15 protein-coding genes are annotated in these 21,081 nt (G+C 53.4%); 6 read left to right on the plus strand and 9 right to left on the minus strand.

Annotated features, from left to right (window positions below; translation table 11 throughout):
• Window positions 1-100 precede the first annotated feature (100 nt).
• Both OMR58_RS04025 and OMR58_RS04030 read right to left on the minus strand, forming a co-directional pair.
• Window positions 101-1,975, minus strand: coding sequence for a two-partner secretion domain-containing protein (locus OMR58_RS04025; protein ID WP_200560205.1), 1,875 nt, complete (start codon window positions 1,973-1,975; stop codon window positions 101-103).
• Between the two features lie 109 nt (window positions 1,976-2,084).
• On the minus strand, window positions 2,085-3,776 hold the full coding sequence (locus OMR58_RS04030) for a ShlB/FhaC/HecB family hemolysin secretion/activation protein (RefSeq protein WP_264545316.1): 1,692 nt from the start codon (window positions 3,774-3,776) through the stop codon (window positions 2,085-2,087).
• A 543-nt stretch (window positions 3,777-4,319) separates the two neighbouring features.
• Here OMR58_RS04030 and parC point away from each other — a divergent pair.
• The 3 genes from parC to ftsP all read left to right on the plus strand — a co-directional run bounded on the left by parC (window position 4,320) and on the right by ftsP (window position 9,022).
• On the plus strand, window positions 4,320-6,593 hold the full coding sequence (gene parC, locus OMR58_RS04035; protein WP_200543551.1) for a DNA topoisomerase IV subunit A: 2,274 nt from the start codon (window positions 4,320-4,322) through the stop codon (window positions 6,591-6,593).
• Between the two features lie 151 nt (window positions 6,594-6,744).
• Window positions 6,745-7,482 carry a 1-acylglycerol-3-phosphate O-acyltransferase gene (locus OMR58_RS04040; RefSeq protein ID WP_105592602.1) on the plus strand — a complete coding sequence of 246 codons (738 nt, stop codon included), beginning with the start codon at window positions 6,745-6,747 and terminating at the stop codon, window positions 7,480-7,482.
• Window positions 7,483-7,606: 124 nt separating this feature from the next.
• Entirely contained in the window at window positions 7,607-9,022 is a 1,416-nt protein-coding gene (gene ftsP, locus OMR58_RS04045; protein WP_200560202.1) for a cell division protein FtsP, read from the plus strand.
• A 46-nt stretch (window positions 9,023-9,068) separates the two neighbouring features.
• Here the strand turns inward: ftsP and dkgA are convergent, their stop codons facing one another.
• Both dkgA and yqhD read right to left on the minus strand, forming a co-directional pair.
• Complete coding sequence (gene dkgA, locus OMR58_RS04050) at window positions 9,069-9,893, minus strand: 2,5-didehydrogluconate reductase DkgA (protein WP_264545317.1); 825 nt, start codon at window positions 9,891-9,893, stop codon at window positions 9,069-9,071.
• 86 nt (window positions 9,894-9,979) lie between these two features.
• Entirely contained in the window at window positions 9,980-11,137 is a 1,158-nt protein-coding gene (yqhD, locus tag OMR58_RS04055) for an alcohol dehydrogenase (protein WP_264545318.1), read from the minus strand.
• A 172-nt stretch (window positions 11,138-11,309) separates the two neighbouring features.
• Between yqhD and OMR58_RS04060 the strand changes: the two genes are divergently transcribed.
• On the plus strand, window positions 11,310-12,200 hold the full coding sequence (locus tag OMR58_RS04060; RefSeq protein ID WP_200560199.1) for an AraC family transcriptional regulator: 891 nt from the start codon (window positions 11,310-11,312) through the stop codon (window positions 12,198-12,200).
• A 12-nt stretch (window positions 12,201-12,212) separates the two neighbouring features.
• Here OMR58_RS04060 and OMR58_RS04065 read toward each other — a convergent pair whose 3' ends face one another.
• Complete coding sequence (locus OMR58_RS04065) at window positions 12,213-12,869, minus strand: DedA family protein (RefSeq protein WP_264545319.1); 657 nt, start codon at window positions 12,867-12,869, stop codon at window positions 12,213-12,215.
• A 120-nt stretch (window positions 12,870-12,989) separates the two neighbouring features.
• The gene (gene metC / locus OMR58_RS04070) at window positions 12,990-14,180 is read right to left on the minus strand and encodes a cystathionine beta-lyase (RefSeq protein WP_264545320.1); all 1,191 of its coding nucleotides are present in this window, start codon (window positions 14,178-14,180) and stop codon (window positions 12,990-12,992) included.
• A 249-nt stretch (window positions 14,181-14,429) separates the two neighbouring features.
• On the opposite strand from metC, the gene exbB reads away from it, so the two are divergent.
• Window positions 14,430-15,164, plus strand: coding sequence for a tol-pal system-associated acyl-CoA thioesterase (gene exbB / locus OMR58_RS04075; RefSeq protein WP_105592505.1), 735 nt, complete (start codon window positions 14,430-14,432; stop codon window positions 15,162-15,164).
• 5 nt (window positions 15,165-15,169) lie between these two features.
• Entirely contained in the window at window positions 15,170-15,592 is a 423-nt protein-coding gene (gene exbD, locus OMR58_RS04080) for a TonB system transport protein ExbD (RefSeq protein ID WP_105592504.1), read from the plus strand.
• Between the two features lie 635 nt (window positions 15,593-16,227).
• Here the strand turns inward: exbD and OMR58_RS04085 are convergent.
• The 3 genes from OMR58_RS04085 to OMR58_RS04095 form a co-directional block, all read right to left on the minus strand.
• A complete protein-coding gene (locus OMR58_RS04085) occupies window positions 16,228-17,547 on the minus strand; it encodes an MFS transporter (protein ID WP_105592502.1) in 1,320 nt (439 codons plus the stop codon).
• Between the two features lie 148 nt (window positions 17,548-17,695).
• On the minus strand, window positions 17,696-18,682 hold the full coding sequence (locus OMR58_RS04090; RefSeq protein WP_200560195.1) for a Csu type fimbrial protein: 987 nt from the start codon (window positions 18,680-18,682) through the stop codon (window positions 17,696-17,698).
• Entirely contained in the window at window positions 18,679-21,063 is a 2,385-nt protein-coding gene (locus tag OMR58_RS04095) for a fimbria/pilus outer membrane usher protein (protein WP_264545425.1), read from the minus strand. Before OMR58_RS04095 ends, OMR58_RS04090 begins: the two co-directional genes overlap by 4 nt.
• Window positions 21,064-21,081: the final 18 nt, after the last annotated feature.

The following is a 21,081-nucleotide window of genomic DNA, read 5'->3' on the forward strand; positions in this document are numbered from 1 at the left end:
GGTGGTTATCAAATAGTTGATTTTTTATGTCGCCTGCTTCCATTCTGGATTTATACAAGTAAACTAATGAGCTCCCCACAAACGGTGAGGAGCTGGTTGATTACTTGTAAGGCTGTACTTCTACTTTTCCTTCTATTTTTCCATCGTTACGATAGAAATTACTCATTACTTTAGTTCCATTAATTGAGGTGATTCCTCCTGTATTTCTAAAGAATCCTTTGGAACTCAATACAATGTTTGTTTTACTCAATATTTGACCGTTATCCTTATTGTAAAATCCACTTGTTGAGTTGATATTGACTTGATTACCGCTGATTTTTGCGTAATTATTAAATCCGGCGGAATGAATGTTCATAACTTTCCCTGCTTCAGTTGTACCAAAGTTCGAAAATGCACCGGAACTTTTATAGTTGAAGTTATTGCCGGCAGAGAATGTGCCTAAGTTATTCAGGTTTCTTGCATTCTCATCCTGATTAGCAATATTGAGGTTGATATCATTTCCTGCTTTAATAGCGGAATCTGATGTGATAGCGAAAAGTGAATTGAGATTTATGTTAACATCTTGATCTGCTTTGATTACGGTTCCATCCAGGCCATTCACAATAGGGCTGTTGGCAAAAGCAGCATTGATAACAACATCTTTCGCATTGATTTCAGTTGAGTTGATTCCCAACCTGTTGCCTGCTTTGAGAGAAACACTACCTTTTGATGCCGTTATTTTTGTTCCGCCGTTCCCGATTGACATTTCTCCATTAGTCACAATGATCACATCACCATTTTTTGCGATGATTTGACTTTTCTTATCTGAATCTGAAGAACCACGTTTACTATTTTTGATATTTTGTATTGAAGCAGATTTAATATCCACACTCTCGGCCGTGATAGCACCATGATAGTTGTTGATGTTAGCATCGGCTAAAATATTTAATTTACCATCGGCAAGTATGCTGCCCGATATGTTTTCCAGTCTTTGTGATGATGACATAAAGTTTCCACCAGCGGTCAGGCTGCCTTTGCGATTATTGATCGTATCGGCATAAATTGTCATATCATTTCCACTGGATATACTTCCTGTGTTTCTGATGGTGCCGTTATTTTGAATAACCAGGTCGGTATCCGCAGATATGATTCCCCTGTTTTTTATTGATACACCTTTCTGCCCGGCAATAAGCGTGATCTTATCTGCATACATACCACCAAGTTTAGCAACATCAATCCCCACATAATCAACCTGTTCATTTTCGGCTGCGTGACTCTTCAGCACGCCGTCAACATGATTGATATCAGCGTTTTTACCCGCCATCAGTGTTAAATTATTTGCAGAGTTTTCTTCAGCAATGATATTGATAGTGTGAGCGATCAGTGCAGTGTAGTCAGACTGATCCTGCAAACCATTCCCTTGCAGAATAATATTTCCTTCTGAAACACTCATGGACGGATTGTTTGAAATGTCCACTTTACCGGTAGTCAACACACCTCGTTCCGTATTGATAAAACCGCATCCGTCACAGGATATTCCTGACGGGCTTGCAACAATGACATTTGCTTTTTTACCTGCAACTTCAATCATGCCATTTAACTGAGTCATGTTTTTTGATGCCACTTCATTGATGATAACCGTGGCGGGTCCATTTGATAAATTACTGTTTCCTGCTATTTTTCCACCAAGAATAGTCCTGGATTCACTTGTGTTATTATTAAGTACGAGCCCGTTTTTATTAACATTGAACTCAGTGAATTTATTATGTGAAACGCCATTTTTTGATGGGTCGTTAATGTCAACAATGGTTGGTCCGGTCAGATTTTCATGGATACCAGGCCGGTTTACCATGCCCGAATCCGCAATCACTGCACCTTCTGCCGAAAAAATGCCACCGAATATCGCCCATGTCATCAGACAAATCGGGGCTACTTTGAAAAGCTTTGAAATTTTACTATCAGTGTTGCTTTGGTGATTTATTTTAATTGATAACATAACCGATCCTTGTTTGTTTAAATGAACTTAATATAGCCAGTAATGTTATAATTTCTTTTTATGCTCTATAAATAGTAATGTATTTATTCTATTTTCAATGTTTAACTTTTCAATACATCCATTGTAGGGTGAATCCTAATGTCAGATGATCGGTAACCAGTCCTTTAGGTTTTGAAATCGGGGCGCCTGCAAAGACGTCATACCCGGTTTTCCATTTCATACCACGAAATCCTATCGTACCGCCGGAAATTGATTTACCGGTAACCCACTCCTGATTAATATGTGAAACCCTGCCATAATCCACGCCCACATAGAGCTGATTATTCCATGATTGGGGCATATCTATATTAATTGTATTGCTAAAGTACCAGCCGCGGTCACCCATAAGGGTGTTTTCACCGTTGAAACCGCGTACCGTCCAGCGGTTGCCAATGTTGAACTGGTCCTGCGTAATCAATTGGTCGGGGCTGTATTGCTGGTAATAACGTGGCTGCCAGCTCATTGCCAGGCCAGCAAGCTCAAAGGGGACCTGCGCCTGCAAATCCAGAGTCACTATCCGGCTAATATCACTGGCTTCACCATACTTTGAACTGGCCGTTTCTTTACTCCCAAACCAGCGAACATTTCGCTGAAAGCTCAGATCGGCATCGACTACCGAATTTCGAAGATAGTGGCGATGGGCGAGATCGAAACGTAGGTTAGTCAGATCTAATCTCTGTAACTCCATTTCCGTATCGCCAATGTGATAGTGCGCATCGCGCTTGATCACCTGCGTACTAAATGTTGTTTTTTGCTGCGCACCGCGATGCACAACACTACTGACTTTACCAATAACCACTTTGTTATTTCCGCGATATTGATAATTAGAATAGTCACCGACAAGAGCCTGATGATACTTGTTTTCACTGGCATAAACATTAAACGACCAGTATCCAAACGGTACGGTATAATTTAGTGAGGTGCTTTTATTGCCTTTAGTATGGCTGTCCTGAAGATCATGCGATGCTGAGATGTAAAACAGATCGTTCAATGACGTTGGGTTATCAAGATAAAGTGCAAGTCCTGCCTGATAGCGTCCGGTACTTCTGCTGCCTGAGTCATCAGCCCAGCCAGCCACGCGCCAGAATGATTGCTGTGACCGGTCGATAGCGACATCGCTTTTTCCTTCTTCAGAAGAGGGGAGGAGATTAATATGCACATCCGTCGTTGGAATCCCCTGCATATTTTCCAGTCCCTGTTCAAGATCGCGAAGATCGAGAATTTTTCCTTTATGAGTTGGGAAGGTGTTGGTCACGTGAACATATTTATCTGAACCATCTTGCAAGAAAATATTCCCAATCAGGCCTGATACTACCTTGATTTTTAAATCACCATCTTTAACATTTTGTTCCGGTAGCTCAGTACGGGATGTTATGTAGCCTGAAGCGATAAGTTTATTCTGTAGGGTGATGGCTATTGTTTTGATATTACTGGCATTCATGCAATGACCCACGGCCTGATTGACGATCCTTTGTAAAGGAAGCCAGTGGGGGACCGTGCCATCTTTATCCAGCTGTACGTCTTTAATTTTTAGACAATCAGGCTCATCAAGATATTTTTGTCCTTTAATTATATCTGGGGCAGGTTCTGAACGTACATCTTTACCTGTTGTATCCAACTGGGACTGTAGCGCTTTTTGTTGTTCTTGCTGATTCGCATTCTGTTGTTGAATATTGGCGACCGGATTGGCAGGAAATGCACTTTTTGTCACCAAAATGAGTAATATTGCCAGGTGATGAAGTTTAAAAGCATACGGTGTCACGATAAATCTCCATTAAAAAGCACACTTCCAGAAAAAATTAATTGAATCTGGCAGTGTTTTGGCTTTCCTTGCCTTTTTTGCGTGCCGTTAACGCTATCAAAGCGATAATGATGTCATTAAAGAATGCGGTTCGTTGAAAAACGAATGTTTAGATGAAATGCAAACAAGTCCACTTTGCTGAGCTATCTAATTTAAATTTTATTGATGATTAACATTTTGTGGGTCAGCAGTATAGATGTTGAAAGTCAACGGTGGAATAGTAATTAATCTAATGTTTTTAAGTTATATTAGATATTTTTGGAGTTTTAATTTGTCATTTTAGATGTTTTTAATTATCAAAGTCGCTAAATTTTAATGCGATTCCCTGCTGTATTCTCTACTGAACCCTGTGACATGCCCTAACCGGATAAGGTACTATCCTCGCCAAACTTACCGCGATGTGGGGCGGAGTTGCCTGACTGAGAATGGCAAGATATCAACCTGTTGTTGGCTTCCGTTCGATGTTGTCAGGCCGGAGCACCGCAATGTGAGGAAAAGAGAACAATGAGCGATCTGATGCAGGATGGTGCCGAGCGCCTTGCGCTGCACAAGTTTACAGAAAATGCGTACCTTAATTACTCCATGTACGTGATCATGGACCGCGCACTTCCCTATATTGGCGACGGTCTTAAGCCGGTGCAGCGTCGTATTGTATACGCGATGTCTGAGCTGGGACTGAGTAACAGCGCGAAATTCAAAAAGTCAGCCCGTACCGTGGGTGACGTGTTGGGTAAATACCATCCTCACGGCGACAGCGCCTGTTATGAAGCGATGGTACTGATGGCGCAGCCGTTCTCTTATCGCTATCCGCTGGTTGATGGCCAGGGAAACTGGGGGGCGCCGGACGACCCGAAATCCTTCGCGGCGATGCGTTATACGGAGTCGCGCCTGTCAAAGTATGCCGAAGTGCTGCTGGGCGAGCTGGGGCAGGGAACGGTCGATTACATTCCGAACTTTGACGGCACCATGCAGGAGCCGAAGATGCTGCCTGCGCGGTTACCTAATATCCTGCTAAACGGCACCACCGGTATTGCGGTCGGCATGGCAACGGATATTCCACCGCATAACCTGCGTGAGGTGGCTAAGGCGGCCATCGCGCTGATCGACAGCCCGAAAACCACGCTGGATGAGCTCCTGGATATCGTCCAGGGGCCGGATTATCCCACTGAAGCCGAAATCATCACGCCGCGTAGTGAGATCCGCAAAATTTACCAAAGCGGCCGTGGTTCGGTACGGATGCGCGCAGTGTGGAAAAAAGAGGATGGCGACGTGGTGATCACCGCGTTGCCGCACCAGGTTTCCGGGGCACGCGTGCTGGAGCAGATTGCCGCCCAGATGCGTAATAAAAAGCTGCCGATGGTGGAGGATCTGCGTGATGAGTCGGACCATGAGAACCCGACCCGTCTGGTGATCGTGCCGCGCTCCAATCGTGTCGATCTGGAGCAGGTCATGAACCATCTGTTTGCCACCACCGATCTGGAACGCAGTTACCGTATCAATCTTAATATGATTGGCCTGGATAACCGCCCGGCGGTGAAAAACCTGCTGGAGATCCTCAGCGAGTGGCTGGTCTATCGTCGTGATACCGTTCGTCGTCGCCTGAACTATCGTCTTGAGAAAGTCCTGAAGCGCCTGCATATCCTTGCCGGTTTACTCGTGGCCTTCCTGAATATCGACGAAGTGATTCATATCATTCGTAGTGAAGATGAGCCGAAGCCGGTACTGATGTCACGTTTCGACATTTCAGAAACCCAGGCTGAAGCCATTCTGGAACTGAAACTGCGCCATCTCGCCAAGCTGGAAGAGATGAAAATTCGCGGTGAGCAGGATGAGCTGGAAAAGGAGCGCGATCACCTGCAGGGTATTCTGGCGTCTGAACGTAAAATGAATACGCTGCTGAAAAAAGAGCTGCAGGCCGATAGCGATACCTACGGAGACGACCGCCGTTCTCCGCTGCGCGAGCGTGAAGAGGCGAAAGCCATCAGCGAGCACGAACTGGTGCCTTCCGAGCCGGTGACCATTGTTCTGTCGCAAATGGGTTGGGTGCGTAGCGCCAAAGGGCACGACATCGATCCGGCGGGCCTCAGCTATAAAGCCGGGGACAGCTATCGTGCAGCGGCACGCGGGAAGAGCAACCAGCCGGTCGTCTTTATCGACTCCACCGGGCGCAGCTATGCGCTCGACCCTGTCACGCTGCCGTCGGCGCGCGGGCAGGGCGAGCCGCTCACCGGTAAGCTGACGCCGCCGCCGGGGGCGATAGTTGAACAGGTACTGATGGAGGCTGATGAGCAGCGGTTGCTGATGGCATCGGATGCAGGTTACGGATTTGTCTGCACCTTCAGCGATCTGGTTTCTCGTAACCGTGCCGGTAAAGCGCTGCTCAGCCTGCCGGAAAATGCCAAAGTCATGACGCCGCTGGCTATTCATGGTGATGACGATCTGCTGCTGGCGATTACCGCTGCCGGACGTATGCTGATGTTCCCGGTTGGCGACCTGCCGCAGCTCTCCAAAGGGAAGGGCAACAAGATTATCTCTATTCCGGCGGCTCAGGCGGCATCGGGTGAAGATAAGTTGGCCTGGCTACTGTTGCTGACGCCGCAAAGTGCCATTACTCTGTACGTCGGCAAGCGTAAGCTGACGCTGAAAGCGGAAGACTTACAGAAGTTCCGTGCAGAACGTGGGCGTCGTGGCACTCAGCTGCCGCGTGGACTGCAGCGTATCGATCGTGTTGATGTTGATGGTCCGTCACGTCCTGTCGTAGATGACAGCGAGGAGTAATTCTCCTGTGCCGATTGCAGGCTGGGGACGCCAATGTCGCCAGCCTGCCGAAATCATCAAATAAAAAAACAGTTAAGCCACTTTTAGTCAGCGTATGATGCCGAAATCATTCGGTCAGCATACGTTGTCGGCATGCAATAACGAGGTTGTGATGCTCTCTATTTTACGTATCATTGTGGTTATTATTTATTCGATACTGGTTTGTGTTTTTGGCTGTATTTATTGCCTGTTCAGTCCGCGAAACCCGAAGCATGTTTCTACCTTTGGCCGCCTTTTCGGCCGGCTGGCTCCGGTGTTTGGCTTAAAGGTTGAATTGCGCCGCCCCGAAGGCCATGAAAATTTCCCCAACGCGATTTATATCTGTAACCACCAGAACAACTACGACATGATCACCGCGGCGAATATCGTTGAGCCATCGACCGTGACCGTTGGCAAAAAAAGCCTGCTATGGATCCCTTTCTTCGGCCAGCTGTACTGGCTGACCGGCAACCTGCTAATCGATCGTGATAATCGCGCCAAGGCACACGGTACGATTGGTGAACTGGTTAACGAGTTTCAGAAGAAAAAAATCTCATTCTGGATGTTTCCGGAAGGCACGCGTAGCCGCGGCCGTGGGCTGCTGCCGTTCAAAACCGGTGCGTTTCATGCTGCCGTTGCTGCCGGTGTGCCGATTATTCCGGTCGTCGTTTCCAACACGCATGACAAAATCAAACTAAACAGGTTGAAAAATGGCCTTGCTATCGTCGAAATGATGCCACCTGTCGATACAAAATCATTTGAAAATCAGTCCGTTCGTAAGCTTGCGACCCACTGCCGCGAGCTAATGTCGGCAAAACTTGATGAGTTAAATGCTGAAGTCGCTGCACGCGAAGCATCAGGTAAGCTATAAATTATCGGAGTGAGCATGGCCCCATGCTCACTCTCAGTTATTGATGCGGCAGAACAGCCCGCGCACCATGATAACAATGGATTTTGGCCGCCCTGTTGGCGGTTTTTGGCTTACGGAGTCGGGTATGTCCCTTAGTCGTCGTCAGTTCTTTAAGGCCTCAGGCATTGCCCTTTGCGCTTCCTCGTTACCCTTCAGCGTGCGGGCGGCAGGACCGGGCACGCCACTGCCGGTTCCACCGCTGATTGAGTCTCGCCGTGGGCAGCCGCTGTTTCTGACGATGCAGCGTAGCCACTGGTCTTTTGACGGCAGCAGCAAGGCGCAGGTGTGGGGGTTTAACGGTCTCTATCTGGGGCCAACGGTACGCGTATGGAGCGGTGACGACGTCAAGCTGATCTACAGCAATCGGCTAAATGAACCGGTAGCGATGACCGTCAGCGGCCTGCAGGTGCCCGGTGCGCTGATGGGGGGAGCTGCCCGCATGATGTCACCGGGCGTTGACTGGTCGCCGGTCGTTCCCATTCGTCAGGCTGCTGCAACCTGCTGGTATCATGCCAATACGCCAAATCGTATGGCCCCGCATGTGTATAACGGGCTGGCTGGAATGTGGCTGGTGGAGGACGAGGTTAGTAAGTCCTTACCCATTCCCAAACACTATGGCGTGGACGACTTCCCGCTCATTATTCAGGACAAACGACTCGATAACTTCGGCTCGCCGGAATATGACCCGCCCGGCGACGGAGGCTTTATTGGTGATACGCTGCTGGTTAACGGCGTGCAGAATCCTTTCATCGAGGTTTCTCGCGGTTGGGTTCGCCTGCGTTTGCTGAATGCCTCCAATGCCCGCCGCTATCAATTACGTATGAGCGATGCCCGCCCCTTCAATGTCATTGCCAGCGATCAGGGTTTTTTGCCTGCGCCGGTTGTGGTTGAACAACTGTCACTGGCACCCGGTGAGCGTCGTGAAGTCCTGATTGATATGACCCAGGGAGATGAAGTTTCGATTACCGCAGGTGAAGCGGCAGGTTTTGTCGATCGGCTGCGTGGTATCTTCGAACCCTCCAGCATTTTGATCTCCACACTGGTACTGACCCTGCGCCCTACGGGGCTGTTACCGTTAGTAACTGATAACTTACCTATGCGCATTCTGGCGGACCAAATCATTCCCGGCACCGTCAGCCGAACCCGCGAATTCCGCCTGGGTGACTCCACGCCGGGTATTAACGGCGCGCTCTGGAATATGACGCGAATTGACACCCAGGCACAGCAGGGCAGTTTTGAGCGCTGGATGATTCATTCAGATATACCGCAGGCGTTTCATATTCAGGGCGTGATGTTTCTGATTAAAAGCGTCAATGGCGCGCAGACCATGGCCGAAGATCGCGGCTGGAAGGATACGGTGTGGATAGACGGTGACGTGGAACTGCTGGTGTCATTTACTCAGTCATCTTCCGAGCACTTCCCGTTTGTTTATTACAGCCAGATGCTGGAAATGGCCGATCGCGGCACGGCGGGGCAGATGCTGGTCAACCCTGTGTTATAGATCCCGGACGAATTGCCCGCTGTTGAGGCGGGCAAATCGTGGCGGATTAATTGAAGCTTTCCGGGTCCGGACCCAGGCGATTATTACGATCGAGCGATGTAATTTCACTGATTTCCGTTTTCTCCAGGCGGAAATCAAAAACTTCAAAATTCTCTTTAATACGCGATGGCGTCACGGATTTAGGAATCACCACCAGTCCGCTATCCAGATGCCAGCGGATAACGATCTGAGCCGGAGTTTTACCGTACTTCTGCGCCAGCCGTTTGATAATCTCCTGATCGAAAACGCCTTCACCGCCCTGTGCCAGCGGGCTCCATGATTCCGTCTGAATATGATGCATCGCGTTCCATGAGTGTAAAGTGCGCTGTTGCAGCATCGGATGCAGCTCCACCTGATTGATGACCGGGCTGACGCCGGTTTCATCCAGCAATCGCTTAAGATGCGGCTCGTTAAAGTTGCATACGCCGATACTTTTGGTCAGCCCCTGCTGCTGGAGCTTGATCATGGCCTGCCATGCCGCAACAAACGTGTCTTTTTCCGGGCACGGCCAGTGCATCAGATAGAGGTCGACCGTATCCAGCTGCAGTTTTTTCAGGCTGGCTTCCAGCGCCTTTTCGGCATTCAGCTGGTCGTCATTCCACAGTTTGGTGGTGATGAAGATATCGTCCCGCGCCACGTCGGTTTCGCGCAGCGCCTGGCCAATACCCTCTTCATTCTTGTAAATTGCCGCGGTATCAATCGAACGATAACCGACGTCCAGCGCTGTCACTGCCGCGCTTCGCGCTTCATCCACGCTGGCCTGCCAGACGCCCAGCCCAAGCTGCGGCATCATGTTGCCATCGTGCAGTTTAATGATTGGTTGATCTGCCATGTTCGCTCCTTTTCTGCGGAAAAACCGGTGCAGGGGCACCGGTTGATGGAATTAAGTCTAGTTGATAAGCAGAGGATTCGTGGGGACTAGCGTGCGTCCAGATAGATCTGGCGGCTGATTTCCAGCGTAATGTCCTGCCGTTCACCCAGCGCGGTGAGTCCCTTCTCCGCCAGTTTTTCCAGCAGGGCGGGGATCGATGAACCGTCGAGTTGATAATCGGACATCCGGGTTGCGATACCCATCCGCTCGAAGAATTCGCGCGTAGCGGCAATCGCGCCATCAATGCGTTCCGCCTCGCTGCCGTCAGTGATTCCCCAGACGCGCTCCGCATACTGCAGCAGTTTTTCCCGCTTGGTATCGCGTTTGATATTCAGCAGCGACGGCAGCACGATAGCCAGCGTCTGCGCGTGGTCAATGCCGTGCAGCGCGGTCAGCTCGTGTCCGAGCATATGCGTTGACCAGTCCTGCGGCACACCGGCACCGATCAGGCCGTTCAGCGCCATGGTGGCGCTCCACATCACGTTGGCGCGGACGTCATAATTTTCCGGCTCCGCCAGCGCACGTGGGCCTTCTTCAATCAGCGTCAGCAGCAGGCCTTCGGCAAACCGGTCCTGTACGCGGGCGTCAACCGGGAAAGTAAGGTACTGCTCAATGGTATGCACAAAGGCATCCACTACGCCGTTGGCGATCTGGCGCGGCGGCAGGCTGTAGGTGTAAACCGGGTCCAGCACCGCGAAAAGTGGGAACAGGTGGTTGCTGCGAAACGCCCGCTTATCGTGCGTGGCGCGGCGGTTAATCACCGCGCTGCGGTTAGACTCGGAGCCCGTCGCGGGCAGTGTCAGCACCGACCCGACAGGCAGCGCCTGTTCAATTTCAGCGCCGCCGGTTTCCAGAATATGCCACGGATCCTGCGGATAAAGCGCCGCAGCGGCGATAAACTTGGTGCCGTCCAGTACCGAGCCGCCACCCACCGCCAGCAGGAAGGTGATCTTATCCCGTTTAACGATCTCCACCGCTTTCATCAGCGTCGAGAAGTCCGGGTTAGGTTCGATGCCGCCAAATTCCTGCAGATCAAAGCCCTGTAACGCGCTATAGACCTGATCCATGACGCCATTTTTCTTGACGCTGCCGCCGCCGAACAGGATCAGCACTTTGCTGTTGGCAGGAATGGAGGTGGCCAGCTGGGCGATTTGCCCCTTGCCAAACAGGATGCGGGTGGGCGTATGCAGTACGAAGTTGTTCATCGCGATAATCCTGGAAGTATGACGTTTATCAGATGGATCATTGTGCGCAGCAGGTGAGCATTGCTCAATGCACATTTCTGCCGGAATCTTGCCTGATTCTCCAAACCACTGGAGAAATGACGGGCGTCAGGCGATGATGCTGACGTAAAACTTTCAGCAGCGGGAAGAGTGAATGAACAGAAGCGCGACGTGTGAACGGCTGGCCAGTCAGGTTATCGGCCTGGTGACGCAGAATAAGGGAGTATCGTCGGTTCCCGGCATCAGCCTGATTTATGCTGACAAACATGTGTCGCGCACTCCGGTGATGTATCAGCCGGCGATTGTGATCCTGTTTCAGGGGCAGAAGACCGGCTACTTGGGTAACAGCGTGTTTAGCTACGACGCCAATAAATACCTGATGCTGACCGTACCGCTGCCGTTTGAATGTGAGACGTTCGCCACTCCGGAAGCGCCGCTGGCTGGCATGATGCTGCGGGTCGATCCGTTGAAGCTTCAGGATCTGCTGATGGATATAGGTGATGACGATGCCTTCCATCCTGAACCGAAAACCTGCGGGATTCATTCGGCGCTGCTGACGGAGGAGATGCTCTGCGCCACGGAGCGCCTGCTGGACATGATGAATAACCCGCGCGATGCCCGCGTGCTGGGGCCTCAGCTGGTGCGGGAGATCCTCTATTACGTCCTGCAGGGGCCGTGCGGTGGCGCGCTGCTGGCGCTGGTGAGTCGGCAGACGCAGTTCAGCCAGATTGCCCGCGCGCTGCGGCGCATTGAACATCACTTCACCGATAACCTGAGCGTTGACCTGCTGGCGGCCGAGGCCAACATGAGCGTCTCGGCGTTCCATCATAATTTTAAGGCGGTGACCAGCACCTCGCCGCTACAGTACCTGAAAAGCTACCGCCTGCATCAGGCGCGTATGATGATGCTGCAGGAAGGGATGAAGGCCAGCGTGGCGGCCATGAAAGTGGGATATGAAAGCGCCTCGCAGTTCTCGCGCGAGTTCAAACGCTACTTTGGCGTAACGCCAGGGGAAGAGATGACGCGGATGCGGCAGACAGGATAAAACCGGCCCGGATTAGCGGGCCTTTTTACGCCTCAGAACCAGCACAACGCTACCTGTGAGTCCGGCGCAAAGCAGCACCAGCGGCAGAATCATCAGAATCGCCATGACCTGATCTTCATGACGTTTGATAAACGGCACCTGGCTGATGCCATAGCCGAGCGTCACCAGAATCGTTACCCACAGCAGCCCGCTGAGCCAGTTAAACAGCTGGAAACGGCCATTTTTCAGCCCCGAGATGCCGGCCATGGTGGGCAGAATGGTTCGCACAAAGGCGAGGAAGCGGCCAACCAGCAGCGCCAGCAGCCCGTGGCGGTTAAACAGGCTCCACGCCCGCTGGTGATACTGCGCGGGGAGGTGCAGCAGCCAGCCCTTGACCAGCCGGGTGTTGCCCAGCCAGCGGCCCTGCAAATAGCTCAGCCAGCAGCCAATACTGGCGGCGGCGGTCAGGATCAGCATGGTGGGAATAAACGCCATAACGCCTTTGGCCACCATGGCACCGGCCAGCAGCAGAAGGCTATCGCCGGGGAGAAATGAAGCCGGAAGCAAACCATTTTCAAGCAGCAACGTGATAAACATAATCCCGTAAACAACCCAAATCACATCCGGATTGGCCAGCGCGGTAAAGTCCTGATGCCAGAGCGCCTGAACAATCTCGTGTAAAACACCCATTCGTTATCCCGTTAACTACATCTATAGCTATATCCCTATAGTACTCGCAAATCGTGTCGGATATCTTGATCAAAGGCGCGAACAGCGCGCCTTATTGATAATTTGTTGAAGCACAGGCGATTATTGGCTAAGTCTGTCGAAGCCCGCGCGAAGATCCTCGATCAGATCGTCCACGTGCTCCAGACCGATATGTACCCGAACCAGCGTGCCGTTAAAATCAACGCCGCCCGCGGGGCGGATAGCCGCCAGCTCTTCAGGCTGATTGGCAAGGATCAGCGACTCATAGCCGCCCCAGGAGTAGGCCATACTGAAGTGGCTGAAGTTATCCAGGTAATGCGCCAGGCGTTCACTGCTCAGGCGTTCTTTCAACACAAACGAGAAAAGACCGCTGCAGCCGCTGAAATCCCGCTTCCAGAATTCATGGCCCTTGCACTGCGGCAGCGCCGGATGATTCACCCGCTCAACTTCGTCACGTTCTGCCAGCCACTGTGCAACCTGAATGCTGCTCTCCTGATGCTGACGCAGGCGCACGGCCAGCGTGCGCAGCCCACGGCTGGTGACATAGGCGGTATCGGCATCGACCATCTGGCCCATCAGATAGGAGTTTTCGCGCAGCTGTGCCCAGCAGCGTTCATTGGCTACGGCAGTCCCGATCATCGCATCCGAGTGGCCAACCAGATACTTGGTCGCGGCCTGGATGGAGATATCCACGCCGAAATCCAGTGCGCGGAACAGGATACCGGCGCCCCAGGTGTTATCGACCATAATAATGGCATCGGGCGCTTTGCTGCGAACCGCCGCCACGATTGACGGAATATCCTGCACTTCCATGGTGATTGATGCCGGTGACTCAAGGAACACCACGCGGGTGTTGGGCTGCACTAAATCGGCGATTTCAGACCCGATGCAGTGATCGAACCAGGTGGTGCTGACATTCAGTTTGCTGAGGATTTTGGTGCAAAAGTCCTGGGTAGGCTCGTAAACGCTGCCGCTCATCAGCACATTATCACCAGCGTTTACAAACGCCAGAATGGCGTTAGCGACGGCGGCGGCACCGCACGGATACAGCACGCAGCCCGCACCGCCTTCCAGTTCGGTCATCGCATCCTGCAGCGAAAAATGGGTGAGGGTACCCCGGCGGCCATAAAACAGTTCGCCGTTGGCGCGCCCTGCGGTGGCACGTTTCTTATCGGCTACGGTGTCAAAAACCAGAGAAGAGGCGCGCTGGATCACGCTGTTCACCGATCCCTGGGTGTATCGTTTGCTGCGTCCGGCGGCCACCAGGGCCGTTTCGATTTTTTTGCTGGTCATTAAAACGATCTCTTTATTCAGTTATGTTTTTTACGTTAACACGGCTACCTCTCCTGAGGTATTCAGCCTGCGGGTAAGTGATAAAATTTCACTGTGAGCGCCATCACATCCGTAAATGAGAAAAAAATTGTTCAAAAAATGTCTTATAGGGTGTAAATAGTAATGAGAACTACTATCAATTCCTAACGGGTTTGGTATGATCTGGCCTGAATTTTTTCGCTATCAGCAATTAGATGTTGGAGACACAGCGTGACAAATGATTTGATGCAGATGGACCTTTCCGTCTGGGGCATGTACCAGCATGCAGACATCGTGGTTAAAGCCGTAATGATTGGACTGTTGTTGGCATCCGTTGTCACCTGGGCCATCTTCTTTAGCAAAACAATCGAATTGAGTTCCGCCCGCCGACGTCTGAAGCGCGAGCAGCAGCAGCTGGCAACCGTACGTTCGCTGGATGAAGCAGCAAAAACCAGCGCCGGTTTCACCGGTCAGAGCCTCAGCGCATTGCTGATTAAAGAAGCTGAGAACGAGCTGGAGCTTTCCGCTGGCACCGACGATAACAACGGGATTAAAGAGCGTACCGGTTTCCGCCTTGAGCGCCGCGTTGCTGCCTTCAGCCGCCACGCCGGTCGTGGCAACGGTTACCTCGCTACCATTGGTGCGATTGCGCCATTCGTGGGTCTGTTCGGTACGGTATGGGGCATCATGAACAGCTTCATCGGGATTGCAAAAACACAGACCACTAACCTGGCCGTTGTGGCTCCGGGCATCGCGGAAGCGCTGCTGGCAACGGCGATTGGTCTGGTTGCGGCAATTCCTGCGGTTGTTATCTACAACGTCTTTGCTCGTATGATTGCCAGCTATAAAGCGTCTCTGGGCGATGTGGCTGCACAGGTTCTGCTGCTGCAAAGCCGCGATCTTGACCTTGCCGCCAGCGAAGGTTCTCACCGCGTTCAGTCGGCGCAGAAACTGCGGGTAGGTTAAGCGTTATGGCAATGCGATTAAACGAAGATCTCGATAGCAACGGTGAAATGCACGAAATCAACGTGACGCCGTTTATCGACGTGATGTTGGTGCTGCTGATTATCTTTATGGTCGCCGCGCCGCTTGCCACCGTTGACGTTCGCGTCAATCTGCCGGCCTCAACCAGTTCGCCGCAGCCGCGCCCGGAAAAACCGGTGTATCTGTCGATTAAGGCTGATAATCAGCTGTTTATCGGTAACGATGCGGTATCGGAAGAGACACTGGTGGATGCATTGGTTAAGCAGACCGAAGGCAAGAAAGATACAACTATCTTCTTCCAGGCCGATAAGTCAGTGAGTTACGAGACGCTGATGAGCGTGATGGATAAGCTGCGTCAGGCGGGTTATCTGAAGATTGGCCTGATGGGCATGGAAACCGTGTCGAAATAACCGGGTTGCGGTTGCCGATTTAAGGGCTGCCGTTTCAGGTGATGTTTCTCCGGTTTAAAATAAAGCCGCTGTCTTTTAGATAGCGGTTTTTTTATGCGTGTCGCTGGTCGCTGGTGGCTGGTGGCTGGTGGGTTTGGTGCCTGGGGAGCGGCCTCTGCGGCAGTTGGGCGGTCCTCGCGCCACGCGTTGCGTGGTGCCTTCGGCTCCGGCAGCGGGCCTTACGGATCGGCCCGGAGCGGGCGTCCTGCGCGCGCCAGGCCTGAGCCCAGTATCCATGCTGGTCTCTACGGCCCCGCCGCCTGCGCCTCAGCGCTGCGGATTGCCCGACCGCCGCAGAGGCCACTCCCAGCTTAAAACGTGCTCGCTTTGGTTAAGGTCATCGTAAAGGCAACGCAAACATAGCAAAGCAGACGGGCTGTCTCCGCTTACCCGGCAATCCGCAGCGCTGAACGAAGAGAGGAGGCCAGGATTCGGCCGCATGGACGCGGACGAAAGGCACAGCCGCGCAGGACGCGCGTCTGTGCCGGTCCGTGAGGCTGACGAGCGGAGTGATGGCACCGCGAAGCGGCGCGAGGACCGCCGGGTAAGCGGATACAGCCCGTAGGCGGGATCGCCGAACTGCCAGCCGACCCCAACTAAACCGTAATCGCCGGCTCGGACAAACGCCGAACCTGATACTGCTTCACCAGCCGCTTAATAATCAGCGTACCCACCAGACCGCACACCGCAGCAACAGTCAGCCATACCCCCGGCATCGCCTTATCGCCGGTAGCATGAATCAGATAGCTGCACACCGCTGGCGTAAAACCGCCAAACAACGCGGTCGCCAGACTGTAGGCCAGAGAAAATCCGGTTGCACGCACCTCGGCAGGCATCACCTCCGCCAGATACACCACCATCGCACCGTTATAACTGCCGTACAGGAACGACAGCCACAGCTCCGCCTCCAGCAAATGGGCAAAACTCGGCGAACCAACCAGCCAGTGCAGCACCGGCCACGCGGTCAAAATCATCAACACGGTAAACAGCAGCAGCAGCGGACGGCGGCCAAATCGATCGGATGCGGCACCCATCAACGGCAGCCAGAACAGATTGGAAACGCCGATGCACAGCGTCACCAGAAAACTCTGCTTATCGCTCATCATCAACACCGTCTTGCCAAACGTCGGCGTAAAGGCGGTGATCATATAAAACATCACGGTGGTGGTGACCACCATCAGCATACCCGCCAGCACCAGCGCCCAGTTGCGTGCCACCGAGCGGGTAATCTGCCCCATGGTGGGATGATGTTTACGCTGGCTGAAGGCTTCCGTCTCCTCCAGCGCACGGCGTATCCAGAACAGGAACGGCACGATCATGCAGCCAATCACAAACGGAATACGCCAGCCCCACTCGGTGACCTGGCCTTTATCCAGCAGATGGTTCAGCCCCAGCCCCAGTAGCGCCGCGAAGATCACCGCAATCTGCTGGCTGCCGGACTGCCAGCTGACGTAGAACCCCTTTTTACCCTTTGGCGCAATCTCGGAGAGATACACCGATACGCCACCCAGCTCAACACCGGCAGAGAATCCTTGCAGCAGTCGGCCCAGCAGGATCAGCACCGGTGCGGCCATGCCCAGCGTGGCATAACCCGGCGTCAGCGCGATGGTCAGCGTGCCGATAGCCATCAGCCCCAGCGTTAACAGCAGCCCTTTACGGCGCCCCTGACGGTCGATGTAGGAACCGAGAATAATTGCCCCCAGCGGGCGCATCAGGAACCCGGCACCGAAGGTCATCAGTGTCAGCATCAGTGAAGCGAAGGGGTCGTCGCCGGGGAAGAAGGTTTTGGCAATGGCGGTGGCGTAGTAGCCAAACACCATAAAATCGTACATTTCGAGGAAGTTACCGCTGGTAACGTTGAAGATCGTTCTGGCACCGCCCTGCCGCGATGAAGTGCTGACTGTCTCAGGGGTCATAGGGACATCCTTATTGTGGTTTCCCCCCGTTTTAGCCTGCCGGTAACGGTATTAATGTGATACACATCACCGTTACCGGGCACAGGATATTTACTTTGGTAACAAATAATTAACAATGCACATATTGATTAAAATCCGCACATTATTTTTAAAACGTCACATCCACCGACACCGAATCCAGATAGCTCCCCGCCGGCGGTGGCGTCTGGGTACTGATAATCAGCGCGCGATAGTTAAAGGTTTTGGTTAAGCCATCGGTGCTGGTTGCGCTGGCCGTGCTGCTGTCAACGCGATCGGTGCCGTTTGGCCCCCAGTAAGTGGTGCCGGTGGTGCCTTTATATATCTGATAGGCCAGCCGGTTGCTGCCGGAAGCCATATAGCGCTGAGTGCCCACCGCGTAGCCGCCGTTGGTAATGCCGACGGTGTAGGTACTGCCTTTGGTACAGATTACATTCAGCGACTGACTGACCGTCTGGAAGCTGGCGGGCAGCGGTGCGCTGCCGAAGTTAATGCCCGGCGCGGTGATGGTGGTGCAGTCGCGCGTGACGGTCATATTCAGCGTAATAGGCACATTAAAAGTGCCCTGCTGGCGGTTCGCCAACAGACAAATGTTGCCGATCGAAATGGAAGTACAAATGTCATAAGTGAATGACGCCGTTAGCACCACTGTATAATTTCCCGCCGCTACCACTGCTCCGGGTACCATACGGACAAACAGCGGAATCGGGAATTTAAACCCGTTTAGCAATCCGGCGAGGTCTAGCAGAGTGCTGCGCGGGATAGCAACTCCCGTGCCGTTCAGGGTAACCACTGAACCACAGTTGGAGTCGGTACACAGCAGTAACGGAATACGGTCGCTGCCGAGTCCGAGCGCCCCCTGGGTTGAGCTGTAAGTGAAGCTGGCATTAGTTAACCTGACGGTAATATTGTCTGTACCCAGCAACACCACCAGTCCGGCGCCGCAGTCAATGGTATAGGTACCATTCAGCGTGGTTTGCGCGGTAGTCACCGCGAACGAGGTCATCGTACCGAAGCTGGCGGTGCTGCTGGTCGGGCTGATGGTGCAGGCTGCCTGCGCCAGCCACGATCCGCTCATCAGCAGAAGAAAGGTCAGGGATAAAAATACTCGTTTCATGGCGTAATTCCTGAAGGGGGCGACAGCGGGCAAACCAATGGACCGTAAGTGACCAGCGTGTCCGGCAGTTCTTTCGGCAGGGTGAGTTCCGTCTCGCAGGTGCGGCCGTCCGGCGTACGGGCGCGAATCGGGTTACGCTGTTCGAGGTTATCCATCCACACGATGCCATCCCAGCCGACCACCTCCTCCGGTGGGGCGGTGCGAATAATTGCAGTCCCTACCGGCAGCGGCTGGCCGTTTTGATCGTTGATAATCACGCTGGCGGCGCGCAGCGGTTTGATTTCCATATCCAGCAGATAGCCACTCTGGCGTTTCACCGCCACGCGTTTTTCCACGTCATCGGTGCCCAGATTCGCTGGCAGATCGAGCGTGTCGATATTATATTTGGCGGCATAGTTTGAGGTTACGCGCGGTACCAGGAGGTAGCCTTTGTTGTTGGTCTGGCCCTGCAGCTGGTTCTCGAAGCGCACACCGACATTCGGGTAGCCCGTTTTCACCAGCACAAACGAGTCGGTGACCTGATTGGCTGCAAACAGCTGGCTGTCCATCAATACCAGCGAACCGTTAACCTGGCCCCATTTGGTCATGTAATCATCGTCACCGTAGAAGCCGCCGGATGTTTCCACCTGCTGATTACGCCAGCGCAGGCTGCCCTGCCGGTAGTCTCCGCCGCTGCTCTGATTCGCCCATGAGGCATCCCAGGCGAAGCCGCCGTCGCTCGGCATGGAGCGGGAGACAAACAGGCGCTGGGAATTTTTGCCCTGCGCATCGCGCTCTACGCTGACTCCGCCGCTCATCAGGCTACTGAACGGCACGCTGAGCGAAATGGCGCCCGCCCAGTTATCTGCCTGATTGTCCCGACTGGCGGAGACATAAATACTGCTGCCGCCCCAAAGTCCACGGCTCCAGGTCAGATTGAGCAGCTTAGTACGATCGCCGTTACCGCTGGTAATGTCGATCAGCGCAGCACCCAGGCTGCCGTAACGATCCAGCGACAGGCTGGCGCTGTACTGCGAGCTGCGGCGGCTCAGCGTGTAGTAGTCCGGTTCGGCATTGTTCCACGTTTCGCCATTCTTGCGGTCACCGTACAGCGCGAGGTTGCCATAGCCGCTGGAGCGAAGCGTTTGCTGCATGCCTACGGAAAACAGGCCCGTGCTGTACTGATAGCCCCAGCTGTACTGATTGCCACTTTGCCCCATCATCTGGCTCTGGCTGACGGAGCCGTTGACCACGCCCAGCGCACCGATCCGCAGCTGACCGCCGCCGCCTAACTGTGCCAGCGATTCGGCCGCTTCGGCGTGGCTTTCCAGGGTTAACCAGTCGGTCAAGCCATAGCGGTAAGAGCCGCTGGCGGTTAACGGACCATAATCAAAGTTTTCCAGGCCGTAGTTTTCACGCAGCGCCCCGGTGGAAATCGCATAGTCCGACAGGCCGCTCTGCAGGAGGTTACTGGCAACGTAGAACGGCAGGGTGGTAGTCACCTGGCGTCCCTGTGCATCGGTGGTGACCACCACCGCGCTGCCCGCACCGTTAACAAACGGCAGATTGGTCATCGACCAGGGACCGGGCTGCACGCTGTTAGTACTGGTACGGTAGCCATTCACAAACAAATCGACGGTAGACGGCACTGCCGCCTGGCCTGAGAAAGAAGGCAGGGGATAGGTAACCAAATCGGGGCGCAGTGAGAAATCACGCGCCAGCTGAATGCCGCCGACGCGCACGCTGCTGCTCCATGCCAGGGAGTCGGTAATCAGATCACCCACCCGCAGAGTCAGCGCGTTATCTTCATTCTGATTCGACCACCAGGTATCATAGCGGATATAGCCATCGTTCAGGGCATCACCGCCCGACAGCTGGCGCTGCACGATGCCGCTGTTGGAAAACTGTCCCCAGCCGCCAAACAGGCGCAGTTCGTTCCAGGCAGAAATGCGACTACCGCCGCCGTCGGTCTGGCTGCCGTAAATATTGTAGTTGAACAGCGCACCGGCGCTGCTTTGGCCATCATAGCGGGGGCCGTTTTGCGTGGCTTTGCCAAACGTTTGCTGCGGCAGCCACTCAGGTGGCACCGTCAGCAGCAGCCGCTGCCCCTGTCTGTCATACTCGGCCTTGACGTTTTCCATTGCCGAGACGTCCATCATCGTCGAGTTGATCTTCGAGCTGGGGATGCCGACTTTCATTAAGTCACCGGCGCGCATCACATAGTGATCGCCCTGGAACTGAACGCTGACGACCTCACCCGTATCGTAGCCGTTTAGCATCAGTCCCAGCATCCAGCTCTGCGCTTCACCCACAGGTGCCTGCACCGTCGGCGGCGGCGGCAGAGAAGTCCAGGTTTCGGCACCGACGAACAGCGGCAGCAGGCAGCCGCTCAGCCCGGCCATTGCCAGCTTCAGGGGAGT

The sequence above is a fragment of the Erwinia sp. INIA01 genome, from assembly GCF_025947915.1.
Lineage (GTDB): Bacteria > Pseudomonadota > Gammaproteobacteria > Enterobacterales > Enterobacteriaceae > Erwinia > Erwinia coffeiphila.

Excerpts from the sequence above, each read along its gene's own strand:
- OMR58_RS04025 (WP_200560205.1), bottom strand. The coding sequence starts at position 1,975 with ATGTTATCAATTAAAATAAATCACCAAAGCAACACTGATAGTAAAATT.
- parC (WP_200543551.1), top strand. The coding sequence starts at position 4,320 with ATGAGCGATCTGATGCAGGATGGTGCCGAGCGCCTTGCGCTGCACAAG.
- OMR58_RS04040 (WP_105592602.1), top strand. The coding sequence starts at position 6,745 with ATGCTCTCTATTTTACGTATCATTGTGGTTATTATTTATTCGATACTG.
- ftsP (WP_200560202.1), top strand. The coding sequence starts at position 7,607 with ATGTCCCTTAGTCGTCGTCAGTTCTTTAAGGCCTCAGGCATTGCCCTT.
- dkgA (WP_264545317.1), bottom strand. The coding sequence starts at position 9,893 with ATGGCAGATCAACCAATCATTAAACTGCACGATGGCAACATGATGCCG.
- yqhD (WP_264545318.1), bottom strand. The coding sequence starts at position 11,137 with ATGAACAACTTCGTACTGCATACGCCCACCCGCATCCTGTTTGGCAAG.
- OMR58_RS04060 (WP_200560199.1), top strand. The coding sequence starts at position 11,310 with ATGAACAGAAGCGCGACGTGTGAACGGCTGGCCAGTCAGGTTATCGGC.
- OMR58_RS04065 (WP_264545319.1), bottom strand. The coding sequence starts at position 12,869 with ATGGGTGTTTTACACGAGATTGTTCAGGCGCTCTGGCATCAGGACTTT.
- metC (WP_264545320.1), bottom strand. The coding sequence starts at position 14,180 with ATGACCAGCAAAAAAATCGAAACGGCCCTGGTGGCCGCCGGACGCAGC.
- exbD (WP_105592504.1), top strand. The coding sequence starts at position 15,170 with ATGGCAATGCGATTAAACGAAGATCTCGATAGCAACGGTGAAATGCAC.
- OMR58_RS04085 (WP_105592502.1), bottom strand. The coding sequence starts at position 17,547 with ATGACCCCTGAGACAGTCAGCACTTCATCGCGGCAGGGCGGTGCCAGA.
- OMR58_RS04090 (WP_200560195.1), bottom strand. The coding sequence starts at position 18,682 with ATGAAACGAGTATTTTTATCCCTGACCTTTCTTCTGCTGATGAGCGGA.
- OMR58_RS04095 (WP_264545425.1), bottom strand. The coding sequence starts at position 21,063 with ATGGCCGGGCTGAGCGGCTGCCTGCTGCCGCTGTTCGTCGGTGCCGAA.